The sequence below is a fragment of the Ekhidna sp. genome (assembly GCF_040220215.1).
In the GTDB taxonomy this organism is placed as follows: Bacteria; Bacteroidota; Bacteroidia; order Cytophagales; family Cyclobacteriaceae; genus Ekhidna.
The window spans coordinates 220,212-234,307 of sequence record NZ_JAVJTR010000025.1 but is presented as its reverse complement, the minus strand read 5'-3'; the positions used below and the strand labels follow the sequence as shown (position 1 = coordinate 234,307).

Genomic DNA, 14,096 nt, shown 5'->3' with positions numbered 1-14,096 from the left:
TGTTTTAAGATAAATTCAAAAAAATTATGAACGCATATATAGTAGCAGGATATAGATCGGCGGTTGGAAGGGCCAAAAAAGGAGGCTTCCGTTTTTACCGCCCGGATGATTTGGCAGCAGATGTGATTAAACACCTTGTTGGCTCGATCAAAGACTTTGATGCCACCCGTGTGGACGACCTAATAGTTGGGAATGCAATTCCCGAAGCGGAGCAAGGATTGCAGATGGGAAGATACATTTCACTTCTTTCGTTACCAATGTCAGTCCCGGGTATGATCATCAATCGATATTGTGGGTCAGGGTTGGAGGCGATTCACCTGGCGTGTGCTCGAATTCATTCCGGAACAGCCGATTGCATCATTGCCGGAGGAACAGAATCCATGTCATTGGTACCGATGATGGGATATAAAGCAGCACTGAACTGGAAGATTGCAAAAGATCATCCGGAATATTATTTGAACATGGGTCTTACTGCGGAGGAAGTGGCAAAAGACTTCAATATCTCTGCCGATGACTCAAACAAGTTTGCGATGGAATCACATCAAAAGGCCGCTAAGGCAATCAAAGATGGAAAGTTCAAAGATGAGATTGTGCCCGTTACCGTAAACGAAACATTTGTTGGTGAGGACGGCAAAAGGCACACCAAAGAATTTGTAGTAGATACGGATGAGTGCGTCAGAGAAGAAACCAATATGGATACACTTGCAAAACTTCGTCCTGCATTCAAACAAGGTGGACAAGTAACAGCTGGTAATTCTTCTCCAACTTCTGATGGCGCTGCATTCGTTATGGTGATGAGCGAGAAGATGGTGAAAGAACACAATCTGGAGCCAATTGCACAGATGATTTCTTATACTGCAGCTGGAGTTGATCCGCGAATTATGGGAATCGGTCCGGTAGAAGCAGTGCCGAAAGCTCTGAAGCAAGCTGGCTTAAAGCAATCTGATCTTGATTTGGTTGAGTTAAATGAGGCGTTCGCCGCGCAATCTTTAGGTGTTATCCGTGGATTGGATTTGGACACGAGCAAATTGAACGTGAATGGGGGAGCCATTGCGTTAGGACATCCGCTGGGATGTACTGGTGCAAAACTTTCCATCTCGCTTTTCAATGAAATGAGACGAAGAAAAGGTAAGTATGGCATGGTTACAGCATGTGTAGGAGGAGGACAAGGAGTGGCTGGTATTTACGAATTCCTGAATTAGACATAGTAGTAGGTTAGTGATAAATTGGTCGTTCACTTCGGTGGATGACCTTTTTTGTTTGAGGGTAAACACCAAGCTATTATCTTGTGGCAAAATATCTAACAATGAAAAACTTCTTATCACTAACGTTAATCACTGCCTCACTTTTTTCCTTGGCACAAACAGACAAGGAGCTGGCCGAGCAAGCCACAAACCAGGCGATAATTAAAAGCCATATTGGTTTTCTTGCATCTGACGAACTTAAAGGAAGAGATACTCCTTCTGAAGGATTGAAAATCGCAGCAAAGTACATCGAAAGTAGATTTCTGGAGTATGGTGTTCAAATGGCTCCTGGCATGACCAGCTATTTTCAGGATGTACCAATGAAAAAAGTTGCACCACCTAAATCGGGAACACTTGCGTTGGGAGATTCAACATATAACCTTACGGAAGATTTTATCATGATGGAAGGAGACAACAAAGACCTCTCAGGAGCATATGTTTTCGTCAATTATGGGTTGGATGCTGATCTTGAAGGAATGGATTTAGAAGGTAAAATTGTAGTTGCGATTTGTGGGGATGGCGAAAGCGATAACCCTCGGCAGTGGTTTGGCCAATCGGCAGCCAAGCGAAAGAGGGTTTCCGAAATGGGAGCGTTGGCTTTGGTAGAGTTTTATAATTCACCACAGATTCCATGGAACTTTCTGGTAAGGTATTTTTCTGGCGACCAAATAATACTTGATGAAGGAGGAGAAGATCGAAAAGAGATAGTTCACTTATGGATGAATCGACCTTCTGACTATGATATGAAGATTGAGGGGGATGCTAATCTTTCAATAAGTGGTGCTATGAATGAAAAATTCAACTCGCAAAATGTGGTAGGATATATTGAGGGTTCAGATTCAAAGCTAAAAGATGAGTTCATTGTGTACTCAGCCCACTACGATCACGTAGGAATTGGACAAGCGGATGCGAATGGAGATAGCATTTATAATGGATCCAGAGACAATGCAGTTGGGACGGTTACTGTTTTATCTGCCGCGAAAAGTATTGCACAAAACCCAACCAAGCGATCTGCACTTTTTGTGCTGTTTACCGGAGAAGAAAAGGGACTGCTTGGAAGCAAGTATTTCGTGGATAATTCACCAATTGAGTTGAATAAGATGGTTTACTGCTTTAACTCTGATAATGGTGGATATAATGACACTTCCAAAGCAACCATTATTGGTTTGGGTAGAACCACGGCCGATGAAATGATTATCGAGGCATGCAAAGCTTTTGGTCTGGAAGCGACAGATGATCCGGCACCAGAGCAAAATTTATTCGACCGATCGGACAATGTACGTTTTGCGGCAAAGGGTATTCCGGCACCCACTTTTGGGATGGGTTTTACCGCGTTTGATGATGAGATCACCAAATATTATCACCAGCCGGGCGATAATCCTGAAACCCTGGATTATGTATATCTGGAAAAGTTTTTTCGAAGCTATGTCTACGCATGTCGCATGATCGGGAATGCGAAGAAGGCACCATTCTGGGTGAAAGACGATAAGTATTATGAGACAGGGAAAGTGTTGTATAAGTAGAAACTCTCTCAAACGAAAAAAAGCCGTATTCCTTGAGAGGATGACCGTAAGGGAGTCCGAATCATGGAAATCTCTTGAAGAAGACTTGCAGTAATAAAAAAAGGCCCATTTCGGGCCTTTTTTTTTACAGGATTAGTGGTGTGGATTTTACTAACTGAATTTCTTAATTGAAAATACCGGGGAGTCCACTATGTGAGTGAGATAGTTGGCAAACCAAAGGATTAAGCGAAAACCTTGGACTCCCGGCATCTTCTAGATTAACCATCAACCTAAGAGCATATCATCTATTAAAGAATAAATGACAATATGAAATTAGGCATTCGCATGATTCATAAAACACACCAAAACAGTTAGGGAAAAACCCAATGAATATAAGGTGCTGAAAAACAGATTGTTATAAAAAACAGCGTCTATTTTTTTACCTGAATTATGGTAGGAGAATACCCGAAAGTGGGTAGGGGTTAAAATGCTGCTATTCCATTCTGAAAAGCAAACTTCACCAGGCCAACAGCATTTTTGGCTTTCGTTTTCTTCATCAGGTTTTTGCGGTGAGTATGTACGGTCTGCTCACTGAGGAAAAGTTTTTCGCCAATTTCCTTCATGGTAAGCTCCTGACAGATATGTTGCAGGATTTCAATTTCACGGGGACTGATATCCGCCCGCCGAGCTACTCCTTTATCCAGTCCATCCTTTTGCACTTTCTTATGCAGAGCTTTAGAAACCAACTGATTGTAATAGAAGTCATTGTTCACAACAGACACAATGGCTTTATGGACTTCATCTGGGTCCGCATTTTTTAGTAGATAGCTGTGAACACCTATTTCTATTAAATCAGAAATAATCTGGAGGGAATCATGCATGGAAATCATGATGATTTTTACTTCCGGATGCTTGGAGACAATTTTTTTGGCAGCTTCTCATCCATCCATGACCGGCATTTCCAGATCCAGCAAGACCAGACTGAATTCTCCATCCTCTAGTTTTTCTAGTGCTTCTTTGCCGTTTTCAGCTTCAGCAACATCCCCAACTTCCTGAAAAGACTGGAGAAGCATCATTGTGCCACGACGAAATAGGGTATGGTCATCTGTGACCAAGATGTTTAGCTTCTCTGGTTGATTCATTTCTCACTAGGTTGACTCTTACAAATTAATCAATCGAAGCGTCTATTACCAAATCTACTTTTGCTCCGCCAGTTTCCGGGTTAGAAAAATCAACGCTGGCATGAATGGCCTGAGCTCTGTTTTTAATGTTCAACAAACCCATTCCATCACTGTTTTTAATCACACCCTCCGGAAAACCAATACCGTCATCCTGATAACAGAGATGCATTTTACCTTCCTGAGTGGTGATTCCTAGGGTAATATTGTTTGCCTGGGCATGTTTCAGTGAATTATTGACAAGCTCCTGGATAATACGAAATAGCATCAACGTATTTTCTTCATCAAGTTTGGACTCTTCCCATTCAGAAATACTTGCAGTAATTTCATCAGAAGAAACTTTTTCAAACAAATCTTCAACAGCATGCTTAAGTCCGTATTTCTTTAGAATGATGGGCATCATCTGGTGAGATATAGTGCGAACCTGGGAAATCGTTTCATCCAGATGACCCAGGATGGGCTCAAGCGAAACGACTCCTTCTCTTTTCTTGGTTACCTGCAGGTTTAGCTTGATGGACGAAAGCATAGCCCCTACACTATCATGAAGCTCTGTTCCTAATCGATTCCGCTCAGATTCCTGTGACTTCAGTGTCGCATTGAGCATCTCCTGCTGATGTTTAGTTTTAACCTCCTGCATATCCAGCTGGTTTTCAAGCACTTTTCTTCTGTATAGCAATACAAAGAAGACCACAGAAAATGCCATCAGCATTACCCCGATGGTACCGATGATAACCAGTAAGATGACTTTACTTTCCATTTGTCTTTGGATTTAAAATCGGATCATAGACACCTTTATGCAAAAGCACCATAGCAAAGAAAAGGATATAGTTTTTTGATGTATTGGCAAAGAGGTTGACCATATTGACTGGAAAGAGTTGGCTGGAGGTGATTTCCAACTCAAACACGAGGTATTGCATAAAAAGCCCTTTGAGAAATGTGAGGGCATAGTAAGTGAAAAGTGCTGTTAATGCATAGAAGACCGGCATTTTTAGAAGCTCGCCTTTAGGTTTGTTTAATATTTCTTTAAATCCTAAAATGGATAATGTGAGAAAAACAGCTGAAGAAAAGACCCAGGTAATGGTATTTGACTCCAGAAAGGTCATGAAAAAACCAAATGAAATAATGGCCGTGAGCGCAAAAATTATAGCAAGGACAGTAATGACCTTTTTGAGTCTCGGCAATACCCGAACAAAAAACCATGACATCAAACCATAATTGACAATCACCCACCAGTTGCTTCCGATGTAGCTATTCGGGTAAAAATGCTTGATGTAGATATAGATGGAAAAATCGAAAATGAAGCTGACGAATAAGATGTAGAATATAATGGCCGCATTTGACTTCCATTGACGGATAAAGAACAGAAAAAACAAAACTCCGGGAACACCGGAATATCGGTTTAGGTCTGCAAAAATCCAGTAGATATCAGAAGAGGTCAATTTGGTAGTTTATTCTTGGAATGGTAGGCTTTCGAAAAGGCATACAAAAACCAAAGTGCTCCACCAAAGATAAGCACAGTCCCATACACCACGATATTTACGATTATCTCAATCATGCCTTTACCGGCTTTAAGGTGTTCGGATAGCCTTTATCTATAAGGACAAGCGCGTAGAAGAGAATGAAATTTTTGGCGATGTTAGCAGATAAATTTATTATTGAAACAGCCGCATATGACTCAGCTTTTATATTCAATCCAAAAACAAGGTAGTTGTCAAATATACTTATCAGAAGTAATACACTGTTATAGATAAAAAGTGAGGTGACAATCCAAAAAATAGGATGTTTGGAAAGATTAACACTCGGCTTTTTTAAGAGTTCATAGTATGCTATGAGGGAAAGATAAACGAGTGTTACATTACTAAATGTACTCACAAAAGTGTTTGATTCAGAATAATCAAACATTAGTATAAACGATAAAAGGGAACCAATTATAAATATTGACAATAGAATAGCGAAAATTAATTTTTTTCTATTCAAGATTCTAAAGAAGAGAAGTACACAAAGGAAATAGTTAATAATCATCCAAGTGTTAGCAATGAACATGGCGTTTGGATACACCATTCTTACGAAGAAGTAATTTGCATTATCAGCCAAAAGGGATGTGAAAAGAAGCAAAAACAAGATCCCAGAAACATTTTTGAGGGATCTTGCGATTAAAATGAAGAATAGGCACCCCGAAATTCCAGAGAACCTATTTAATTCGATATACCAATTCCAAAAATAATCCATTTGTGGCCTTACTAAGTGCTACAGTCCTCCTGGGCATTTTGGTGGACATGGCTCGCCATTATCCGCCGGATCATCAACCCCCGGATCTTTTAAGCCTGCTGCACCCAATGATTTTACCTTCTTATCCAATATATTTCCATCCGAATCAGCCGGAAAAAGGACCAGACACTCTTCGTTATTGTCATTCAATCCTTTAAATATCCAAATGCCTTCTGATTCAGGATAACTGCATAATTTTTCCAGGATATCTTTCCCATATAAGTACCCATTCAGCGCTGCTTTAGGATTTGCTTTTTGGTAATCCTTCACCCATTTTTTGGCTTTGGATTTATCCATCGTTTTGCCAATTTTCTTTACGTCTTTCTTTGCCATTTTTCTATAAGGTTTAGTTGGTTAGAGACAATGGTAGCGTGAACTTCATTTTATTCAAAGAAGAGCTTGAAAAAGGATTGAAAAATACCCAAAAGTGGGTAGAGATTTAGGCTGAAAATGGAAATGAAGAGGCGGAAAGTGGATCAAAGTTGAAGAAGCAGCTATATTTGCTCTCCACATAAAAATTGATCAAAAAATGGCAATGCTAGGAATAATTATCGGACTGTTTGTTTTGGCAATTCTTTGCCCGTTTATTCTACCCAATAAGGCGGTAAGCAAGCACAAAGGAGATCACGTAGAATAAACGTGATTTAATTCTTTTTCTGACTTTCCTTTCGGGCGTTTACAAACATCAGCGCATGCACAAATGCAGCAAGAAAAATAATGATGTTTACAAAAATGTTTACGCCTTCGGTTACTGCTGGATTTGTTAAGTTCATTTTCTCTTGTTTTAATCAGTTGATCACCTGGATGCGAAGATAGGTTCTTTCATCGCTTTGAGCAATTTTCTTACGTCCATTTCGTCGTTATATACATGTGGCGACACCCGAACAGCCTTTCCACGGAAACTCACACTCACTCTGTTTTTTGTCAAGGAAGCTTTTAGTGCATCTACACTTACCGTCTTTGGCAACCGGATGCCGAAAAGATGATGTGCTCGGAATGCCTCATCTTCGATTCCAAATCCCAGCTCCGTTAATTCCTTAATGGCTTCACGCAGCAACTCTTGCGTATATACCTGAATATTATCAGGCTGCCAGTTCAATATCTGCCGAATGGCCTGGTGAAGCATCGGCACGAGGATAAAATTACTGTGCTCTCCAACTTCGTACCTTAAGGCCATTTCCTGATATTCTGGTTGATAATTCACCAGGTTACTGAAGTCTTCGCTGTTTAGCCTATTGATCCAGTTTTCTTCAATCGGCTCACCACCGTCAAATGCCGCACCATAATACGCAAGCCCGATAGAGTATGGCCCCATCAGCCATTTATAACCCGCACAAATCAATGCATCCGGCCGGATTTCTTTCACACTAAAAGGCAAAGCTCCAACAGACTGAGTACCATCTATGATAAGCAGTCCACCAACCTGATCTAGTTTATTGCGGATTTTTTGCAATTCGAACAATGTGCCGTCTGACCAGTGCACGTGCCCGATTGCAACAACTCTGGTTTTTGCATTAATTGCATTTAGTATCTCTGAATTCCAGCTCTCTCCTCTTTTTTCACTATCTGAAGGAGAAACTGTTTTTATCTCAAACCCTTTTTCTTTTAGCTTAAACCAAGGATAGACATTGCTGGGAAACTGCTCTTCAGCGAGCAAAATTTCTCCATCCTTAAAAGGAAGATTGTTGACCACATTAGCTAATCCATACGAAACCGATGGGATAACTACTACTCGCTTCGGCTGGTCATTTTCAATTAACCGCGAATAGAGAACCCTTAGGTCTTCCGTTTCTTTAAAAAAATCATCAGCAGAGATATGGAAAGGTTGCCGTTTCTTTTTCAATCCTTTTGCTCCGGCTTTCTCCACTTTTTTCATTAATGGAGACATATAAGCGCAGTTGAGATATGCGTGCTTCCGTTGAAGCAAAAATTTTTGTCGTTGGCACTTCATCATTTAAACTTACGATATGAAGGTTAAGCTTTTCGAATCGCAAGCTAAGGCAAAAGAGGTTTTAAATGACAATGAACCACGACTCGTGAGAGCAGAGGGAAAGGAAATTTGTATCGTGCGGAAAGGTGAGCGAATATTCGCATTTCAGAATGCGTGCGCACATATGGGTGAAAACCTGCATAAAGGAAAAACCAATTATCTGGATGAAATCGTGTGCCCGCTTCATACCTATCGCTTCAATATGAAAACAGGAGAGGAAGCTGAACAGCGATGCAAGTCGCTTCAAATCTATGAAGTGATCACAGACCCAGATGGAATTTACCTGGTGGAATGATTAACCGATTCTGAAAAATTTAACAACACCAACCAACCAGTCAGCTATGCTCTGCGCAATTTCATTGCCTGATCCACGACCTACGATGTAGAGCACGAAGAGCACATAAATGCTGAGTAGCAAATAAGACTTTCGCTTGCCAAAGTAATTTCCACTCGTGAAAATGATCACAGCAAGCACAGTTAGCAACCAAAGCAAAAAGCGGAGCTCACTACTCAAGTCAACCAGCTCCGGAGGCATGTGGATAGGGCCATTCAGAATCGTAAAGATGAAAAGCGGGAAACCTAGCGCAAAACAGATATCAAAAATATTGCTACCTAATGCGTTTGAGATGGCATCATCGTATTGTCCGTTTTTGGCATCCTTAATAGAAATGATGGTATCAGGAAAACTAGATGCAGCCGATGCAAGGATCAATGCCACAAACATAACCGGGATATTCAGGCCTTTGAACTCACCCATTCCAGCAACAGAGTAGGTGTCGGATCCAATCCATTCGCACGCTAAAACAAGAAAATAACAAACGGCTGCTATGGCAAGTGTTGAAAACAAGAGAAGCGACCAGGCTCTCTTTCCACTAATTCTATTGTTACCTATAAAAACTCTTTCAAGGTCGAAAGTGATCAAGCCTTTCAAAAAAGGACCCTGAGGTTCTTCATCACTCTCAAATACATCTTCTTCTATCTGGCCACCTTCTAAAAGATCTTTCTTTTCAGATTTTTTCATGGTGCCAAACATGTATAAGATATAAACAACATATACGAGCATGAGCAACATACCGTGATACCAATGTAGGGTTGAACCGCTGATCAAAACCAAGAAAATCAGCTCTGCAATGATCAAAGCAATCCCATCCCGCAAAAGGACTTTTCTGGAAACCTGGACTTTTTTGGTCATTTTCATCCCGATGACGGCCAAAACAGCCACCGCAGGAATAACCATTCCATTGAAGATGGCACTACCGGCGGTTGTTCCGATACCTCCGGAAAAACCCTCTGCATCGGTAAGCACGAATAAGAAGAAAAGTGAAGTAAACACTTCCGGCATTGAACTGGCAATCGCATTGATTGTTGCTCCTCGTACACCCTCTGAAAGGTTTCGACCTATATATTCGGATGCTGTCATAAAGCCATCTCCGGCTCTCCAAATTATTATGCAACAAAACGTGATGAGGAGAAGGGGAATGATTATGCCCATGGATTAATTATTACGTTCATGTTCGTTAAAAGCGGTGACTCTTTTAGCTGGAGAGGCCTAAATTAACAAAGATTTCGTTCTGAGAAACATGTTCCGACATCTTTTATCTCTAGATAAGTCAACTTCAAACTGGATTTGTCTAATTTTTCGCCTTTAAACACCATCATATGTATATCAATCTATCAGGCTTGAACATATTAGTGACAGGGGCAAGCCGGGGAATTGGAAAGGCATTAGCTACCAAGTTGGCAGAGGCTGGAGCCACAATTGCTGTTCATTACAATAAGAATGTGAGGGAGGCAGAAAACCTTGCTCATATCCTTGGCAATGAGTCGAAAGCTTTTCAGGCAGACTTTTCAAAGCCTGATGAAGCAGCCAAGCTATTTGAAAGGGTAGCACTGGAAATGGGGAGTGTTGAAATAGTTATAAACAATGCGGGACTGGCTAAACCGGCAAGTATAGATGCAAAGGATGATGACTGGATGGCAGCATGGAATGAAACAATGATGGTAAATCTTAACTCGGCTGCTATTATCAGCAAAAAAGCGGTTCAGCATTTTATTAGCCGAAAGGCTGCAGGACGAATTATTAATATTGCATCAAGAGCAGCGTTTAGAGGAGAGGAGGCAGAGTATATTTCTTATGCCGCATCAAAAGCAGGATTGGTATCTCTTACGCGATCCATCGCCCGATCATATGGGAAGGAAGGGGTTAAAGCCTTTGTAATAGCTCCGGGTTTTGTTCGCACAGACATGTCCCAGGAATTTATGCAGCAGTATGGTGAAGATCATGCGAAGAGTGATCTTGCGTTGGAACGATTAACCGAGCCTAAAGATATCGCTCCCTTAGTCACGTTTATTGCCAGTGGAATGGCTGATCACGCCACTGGCGCCACCTTTGATGTCAACGCCGGAAGCTATTTACATTAAGAGCGTTTCTTTTTAGGGATTAATTCCTAAATTAGAAGGACGAAACACAAATCAGCGAAATGGAAAATAATATTAAAAACCATCTAAAAGCATTGATTCAGCTATCCATCATAGATAGGGATTTCGGGCAACCGGAAAAATCCTATGTCTATACCATTGGAAAGGCCAACAGAGTAGCAGAAAAGGAAATTGACGAGTTGGTAGGCGAGGTGCTTAACACAAAGGAAAATAGTGAGGTCAATTTTGACGGATTACTTTCAGAAGAGCGGTTTGACTATTTATATGATGTAATCCAATTGATGAAGATCGATGGCGAAGTTTTCCTAACAGAAATTAGATATTGCGAAGAGGTAGCAGAGAAATTGGGGTATGATAAGAAAGTAGTAAAGAAAATGTCTTCCAGGATTTATGGAGATCCTTCAATCACCGGAAACAGAGAGGCTTTAATGAAGGAGGCCAATAAATTTTTAAAAAAGTAACCTATTAAAAAATTATGAGCATCAAGGCGAAACTTAGCGTGCTGGTTCAGTTAGCAAATATCGATGGAGAGTTTGCTGGCGAAGAGCGAGACCTGATCTATATGATTGGAAAGGCCAATGGCATTAGTGCAGATGAGATAAATGACATGGTAGAAAACCCAGAGCCATTACCACCTCTCAGTACAATGTCAGAAGACGATAGATTCGAATATTTATTTCATCTCGTTCAATTGATGAAAATCGATAGCCAGGTCTATCTTTCGGAGATTAAATTTTGCGAGGAGTTGGCTGAAAAGCTTGGCTTTAAACGAAATGTGATTTCAGAGCTTTCTGCCAGGATATATAGCGACCCGGCCATTGCATCGGATGTGGCCTCTCTAAAAAGGGAAGTTAGGAAACACAGACATTGATAAAAAACAAATCCGCTTCGGCGGATTTTTTTATGTCCTTTTTGGAATAAGCTGATGTAAAGAAATTCCAAAGTGATGCTCAAGTTTTGATAGAAAGTCATCTTCGTGTAAAATCTCCGAATCGCTTTTTTTCCCCAATTCGGTAATCTTTAGTTTTCGATCTGTTAATGTGACCCTTCCATTGGCAGTGATCTTCGTCACTAGTTTTTTTTGTGTAAAAGGAGACTCAAGAGATGTTTGATGAAACTCACACATCTCCATAAATTGAATCAACTGTCTTTCTTTTGTTGTGAACCGCAATTTTGTTTTATACAAGCTTGTATCATCAGAAACTTTCAATAGTAAATTTTCATCCGGGTCGGTTTCAATTTTCCAATACCGGGTATAATCCATTTGAACAATACCCACCTTTATTTTTAAAGGGGAGATGATACCATCACCAAATCCAACATCAGCCAGCCACTGTTCATCATCAAGTAAGACAACAATGGCCATATGATCAAAAGCTTTTCCAAACTGGCCGCTTGACTCGTTTTTGACCTCACCGGAAATGATGTAGCAGTTGTACCCAAGATGGTAAAGCAGGTGATAAAATAGCCCATTCAACTCAAAGCAAAAACCACCCCTTCCTCTATTCACCACCTTTTCAAAAATCTGTCTGTAATCGAGGACAATCTTATTTCCATAATGAATGTCCAGGTTTTCGAACGGAACATGAAGGAGGTGTGCTTTTTGCAGAGCCTTTAAATATTTTAATGTTGGCTCTTCTCTTTTTAAGCCTATTCGATTGAGATAAGCATTAATATCAATTTTTAATGCTTTAGGTTTATTCTGGAAAAAATTCAGCTTATTCAATTGCCAATATTCAGTTCTTGTGTCAGGTTTCCAACCATATTTCGGAGTGCGTTTTGCCAGGTTGTATCCGCATCCCACTCACCCACATGAACATTTTTGGAAATATTTTGACGAATATAAAATTTATAAACCATGGCATTTCTTGGAATCGTTTTCACGCGGGTTTGATCCGGCATCACAGGGATAATAGAAACAAAACCTGTTTCGTTTGGTAAAACATCATAGTCCAACATCTGTTTTACAATGACAGCAGAAGACTGCACCGATCTAAGCAGAAACTGATACCTGTTTCTTTTGAGCTCATCATCAGTCATAAGATCTATCAACTCATACTCATAGGGATAACTCTGCATTATTTTTTCAAGTTCATTATTCATGCGAGTGATTTCCTGATTGTATTTTGTAATGTTGGCTAGCGCTCGTGGATCAGCAATATTGGTGGAGTCTAACGGACTAAATCGCTCTACCGCAAGTTTGCTTCTTCGAAGTATTCCGGGATAATTCTTTAGTAGTGTGTTTTCCACGATAGACATCCCTTGTAAATAATTAGGCTTTTCCGGAATCAGAAAATTATTGAGGGGTTGATCCGCTCTTCTCACCTCTTTTCCTACCTTGATAAGTAAACCATAAAGATCATCCGATTCGGTATAGAAAACATCGGAATTATCCTTAATCATCCTGCTGGTGCCACTAAATGGTGCTATCAAAATCTCATAAGCATTATTCCTCTGCGTTAGAAATATAATGTTCTCCACTTTCCGTTTGTTGAACAACTCAACATAGGAAAGGCGAGCGGTGTTGCTTGCAGTAAGATTGACATCATTGAGATAGAAAATGGCATCAATTCCCATCGTAACAAATCCTTTATGAACCCGTGACAACATTCCTTCATACTCGCCAACTTCCGTAAAATCGCCTGCTTTATTTGGTACCGAAAAGACAACAGCACTTCGCTCACTGTTTAGATTTTCCGGCAACTTTAGTGTTCTGTTAAATGAAACGAAATCATAGACGGGCGTTTGGCCAATCACTGAAAGGCATAAAAAATAAAGAAGTACGAGAAAAAATCCCTTCATAGGTTGAAAACTAAAGTGCTAATTTTATAAACCTCAACTCAATAGTGACCCAATTTAGTATAACTGGATAAGTATGAAAACAAGATGCGGCTGGTGTGCAAACTCTTTTGAAGAATATGTGAGATATCATGATGAGGAATGGGGCGTTCCTGTTCATAATGACAAAAAACATTTTGAGTTTTTGGTCTTGGAAAGCGCACAGGCGGGACTTAGTTGGGCTACTATACTAAAGAAGCGTGAAGGATATCGCAAGGCATTTGCCGATTTTGATGTTACCACTGTATCACAATATGGTACAGGAATGGTAGCGGACCTATTACGAGATGCCTCTATTATCCGAAACCGATTGAAAATTGAAGCCACAATCAACAATGCAAAGCGCTTCATTGAAGTGCAAGATGAATTTGGGTCATTTGATAAATACATCTGGCAGTTTGTAAATGGTCGTCCAATCGTGAATCAATGGAAAACAATGAAGGAAGTACCAGTGACCACAAATGAATCAGATGTGCTATCGAAAGACTTAAAAAAACGAGGATTCAAGTTTGTTGGCTCTACCACCATATATGCCCATATGCAAGCAATTGGTTTGGTAAACGATCACACGGTTGATTGCTTTCGATACTCAGAATTAATAAACCAGTAACTTTAATGTAAGCTCACCTTATTCCAA

General features: G+C 40.3%; 16 protein-coding genes and 1 pseudogene. 7 read left to right on the top strand and 10 right to left on the bottom strand.

The genetic code is table 11. The features are described from left to right. Positions 1–26: 26 nt before the first annotated feature. Positions 27–1,202, top strand: a complete 1,176-nt coding sequence (locus tag RIC88_RS17470; RefSeq protein WP_350218857.1) for a thiolase family protein — start codon at positions 27–29, stop codon at positions 1,200–1,202. Between the two features lie 104 nt (positions 1,203–1,306). Continuing rightward, positions 1,307–2,767 (top strand): M28 family peptidase, encoded by a 1,461-nt coding sequence (locus RIC88_RS17465; protein WP_350218856.1) that lies wholly within the window; start codon positions 1,307–1,309, stop codon positions 2,765–2,767. Between the two features lie 461 nt (positions 2,768–3,228). Here the strand turns inward: RIC88_RS17465 and RIC88_RS17460 are convergent, their stop codons facing one another. From RIC88_RS17460 to RIC88_RS17430, 7 genes and pseudogenes are all read right to left on the bottom strand, one after another. Beyond that, positions 3,229–3,465, bottom strand: coding sequence for a response regulator transcription factor (locus tag RIC88_RS17460; protein ID WP_350219162.1), 237 nt, complete (start codon positions 3,463–3,465; stop codon positions 3,229–3,231). 75 nt (positions 3,466–3,540) lie between these two features. After that, positions 3,541–3,888, bottom strand: a pseudogene (locus tag RIC88_RS17455) (response regulator); the annotation flags it as partial. Between the two features lie 25 nt (positions 3,889–3,913). Then, positions 3,914–4,681, bottom strand: a complete 768-nt coding sequence (locus RIC88_RS17450; protein WP_350218855.1) for a sensor histidine kinase — start codon at positions 4,679–4,681, stop codon at positions 3,914–3,916. Beyond that, positions 4,671–5,363 (bottom strand): hypothetical protein, encoded by a 693-nt coding sequence (locus RIC88_RS17445; protein ID WP_350218854.1) that lies wholly within the window; start codon positions 5,361–5,363, stop codon positions 4,671–4,673. Before RIC88_RS17445 ends, RIC88_RS17450 begins: the two co-directional genes overlap by 11 nt. An 808-nt stretch (positions 5,364–6,171) precedes the next feature. Further along, entirely contained in the window at positions 6,172–6,525 is a 354-nt protein-coding gene (locus tag RIC88_RS17440; RefSeq protein ID WP_350218853.1) for a hypothetical protein, read from the bottom strand. Between the two features lie 311 nt (positions 6,526–6,836). Further along, entirely contained in the window at positions 6,837–6,965 is a 129-nt protein-coding gene (locus RIC88_RS17435; protein WP_350218852.1) for a hypothetical protein, read from the bottom strand. 23 nt (positions 6,966–6,988) lie between these two features. After that, positions 6,989–8,068 carry an aminotransferase class V-fold PLP-dependent enzyme gene (locus tag RIC88_RS17430; protein ID WP_350218851.1) on the bottom strand — a complete coding sequence of 360 codons (1,080 nt, stop codon included), beginning with the start codon at positions 8,066–8,068 and terminating at the stop codon, positions 6,989–6,991. A gap of 91 nt (positions 8,069–8,159) precedes the next feature. Between RIC88_RS17430 and RIC88_RS17425 the strand changes: the two genes are divergently transcribed. Further along, positions 8,160–8,477 (top strand): Rieske (2Fe-2S) protein, encoded by a 318-nt coding sequence (locus tag RIC88_RS17425; RefSeq protein WP_350218850.1) that lies wholly within the window; start codon positions 8,160–8,162, stop codon positions 8,475–8,477. Here the strand turns inward: RIC88_RS17425 and RIC88_RS17420 are convergent, their stop codons facing one another. Beyond that, the gene (locus RIC88_RS17420) at positions 8,478–9,674 is read right to left on the bottom strand and encodes a sodium:calcium antiporter (RefSeq protein WP_350218849.1); all 1,197 of its coding nucleotides are present in this window, start codon (positions 9,672–9,674) and stop codon (positions 8,478–8,480) included. It abuts the gene before it with no gap. 167 nt (positions 9,675–9,841) lie between these two features. On the opposite strand from RIC88_RS17420, the gene RIC88_RS17415 reads away from it, so the two are divergent. The 3 genes from RIC88_RS17415 to RIC88_RS17405 are packed head-to-tail and all read left to right on the top strand — an operon-like array spanning position 9,842 to position 11,492. After that, complete coding sequence (locus RIC88_RS17415) at positions 9,842–10,603, top strand: SDR family NAD(P)-dependent oxidoreductase (protein ID WP_350218848.1); 762 nt, start codon at positions 9,842–9,844, stop codon at positions 10,601–10,603. A gap of 59 nt (positions 10,604–10,662) precedes the next feature. Further along, entirely contained in the window at positions 10,663–11,082 is a 420-nt protein-coding gene (locus RIC88_RS17410; protein WP_350218847.1) for a TerB family tellurite resistance protein, read from the top strand. Positions 11,083–11,096: 14 nt separating this feature from the next. Further along, positions 11,097–11,492: a TerB family tellurite resistance protein gene (locus tag RIC88_RS17405; RefSeq protein WP_350218846.1), complete on the top strand. Its 396-nt coding sequence runs from the start codon at positions 11,097–11,099 to the stop codon at positions 11,490–11,492. Positions 11,493–11,522: 30 nt separating this feature from the next. Here the strand turns inward: RIC88_RS17405 and RIC88_RS17400 are convergent, their stop codons facing one another. Both RIC88_RS17400 and RIC88_RS17395 read right to left on the bottom strand, forming a co-directional pair. Continuing rightward, complete coding sequence (locus tag RIC88_RS17400) at positions 11,523–12,347, bottom strand: arylamine N-acetyltransferase family protein (RefSeq protein ID WP_350218845.1); 825 nt, start codon at positions 12,345–12,347, stop codon at positions 11,523–11,525. Then, a complete protein-coding gene (locus RIC88_RS17395; RefSeq protein WP_350218844.1) occupies positions 12,344–13,423 on the bottom strand; it encodes a hypothetical protein in 1,080 nt (359 codons plus the stop codon). Before RIC88_RS17395 ends, RIC88_RS17400 begins: the two co-directional genes overlap by 4 nt. Before the next feature lie 73 nt (positions 13,424–13,496). Here RIC88_RS17395 and RIC88_RS17390 point away from each other — a divergent pair, with 73 nt between their 5' ends. After that, complete coding sequence (locus RIC88_RS17390; protein WP_350218843.1) at positions 13,497–14,069, top strand: DNA-3-methyladenine glycosylase I; 573 nt, start codon at positions 13,497–13,499, stop codon at positions 14,067–14,069. The last annotated feature ends 27 nt before the right edge of the window (positions 14,070–14,096 follow it).

Coding starts and splice junctions, on each gene's coding strand:
- RIC88_RS17440 (WP_350218853.1), bottom strand. CDS start 6,525: ATGGCAAAGAAAGACGTAAAGAAAATTGGCAAAACGATGGATAAATCC.
- RIC88_RS17435 (WP_350218852.1), bottom strand. CDS start 6,965: ATGAACTTAACAAATCCAGCAGTAACCGAAGGCGTAAACATTTTTGTA.
- RIC88_RS17395 (WP_350218844.1), bottom strand. CDS start 13,423: ATGAAGGGATTTTTTCTCGTACTTCTTTATTTTTTATGCCTTTCAGTG.
- RIC88_RS17470 (WP_350218857.1), top strand. CDS start 27: ATGAACGCATATATAGTAGCAGGATATAGATCGGCGGTTGGAAGGGCC.
- RIC88_RS17465 (WP_350218856.1), top strand. CDS start 1,307: ATGAAAAACTTCTTATCACTAACGTTAATCACTGCCTCACTTTTTTCC.
- RIC88_RS17420 (WP_350218849.1), bottom strand. CDS start 9,674: ATGGGCATAATCATTCCCCTTCTCCTCATCACGTTTTGTTGCATAATA.
- RIC88_RS17430 (WP_350218851.1), bottom strand. CDS start 8,068: ATGAAAAAAGTGGAGAAAGCCGGAGCAAAAGGATTGAAAAAGAAACGG.
- RIC88_RS17450 (WP_350218855.1), bottom strand. CDS start 4,681: ATGGAAAGTAAAGTCATCTTACTGGTTATCATCGGTACCATCGGGGTA.
- RIC88_RS17415 (WP_350218848.1), top strand. CDS start 9,842: ATGTATATCAATCTATCAGGCTTGAACATATTAGTGACAGGGGCAAGC.
- RIC88_RS17390 (WP_350218843.1), top strand. CDS start 13,497: ATGAAAACAAGATGCGGCTGGTGTGCAAACTCTTTTGAAGAATATGTG.
- RIC88_RS17405 (WP_350218846.1), top strand. CDS start 11,097: ATGAGCATCAAGGCGAAACTTAGCGTGCTGGTTCAGTTAGCAAATATC.
- RIC88_RS17425 (WP_350218850.1), top strand. CDS start 8,160: ATGAAGGTTAAGCTTTTCGAATCGCAAGCTAAGGCAAAAGAGGTTTTA.
- RIC88_RS17410 (WP_350218847.1), top strand. CDS start 10,663: ATGGAAAATAATATTAAAAACCATCTAAAAGCATTGATTCAGCTATCC.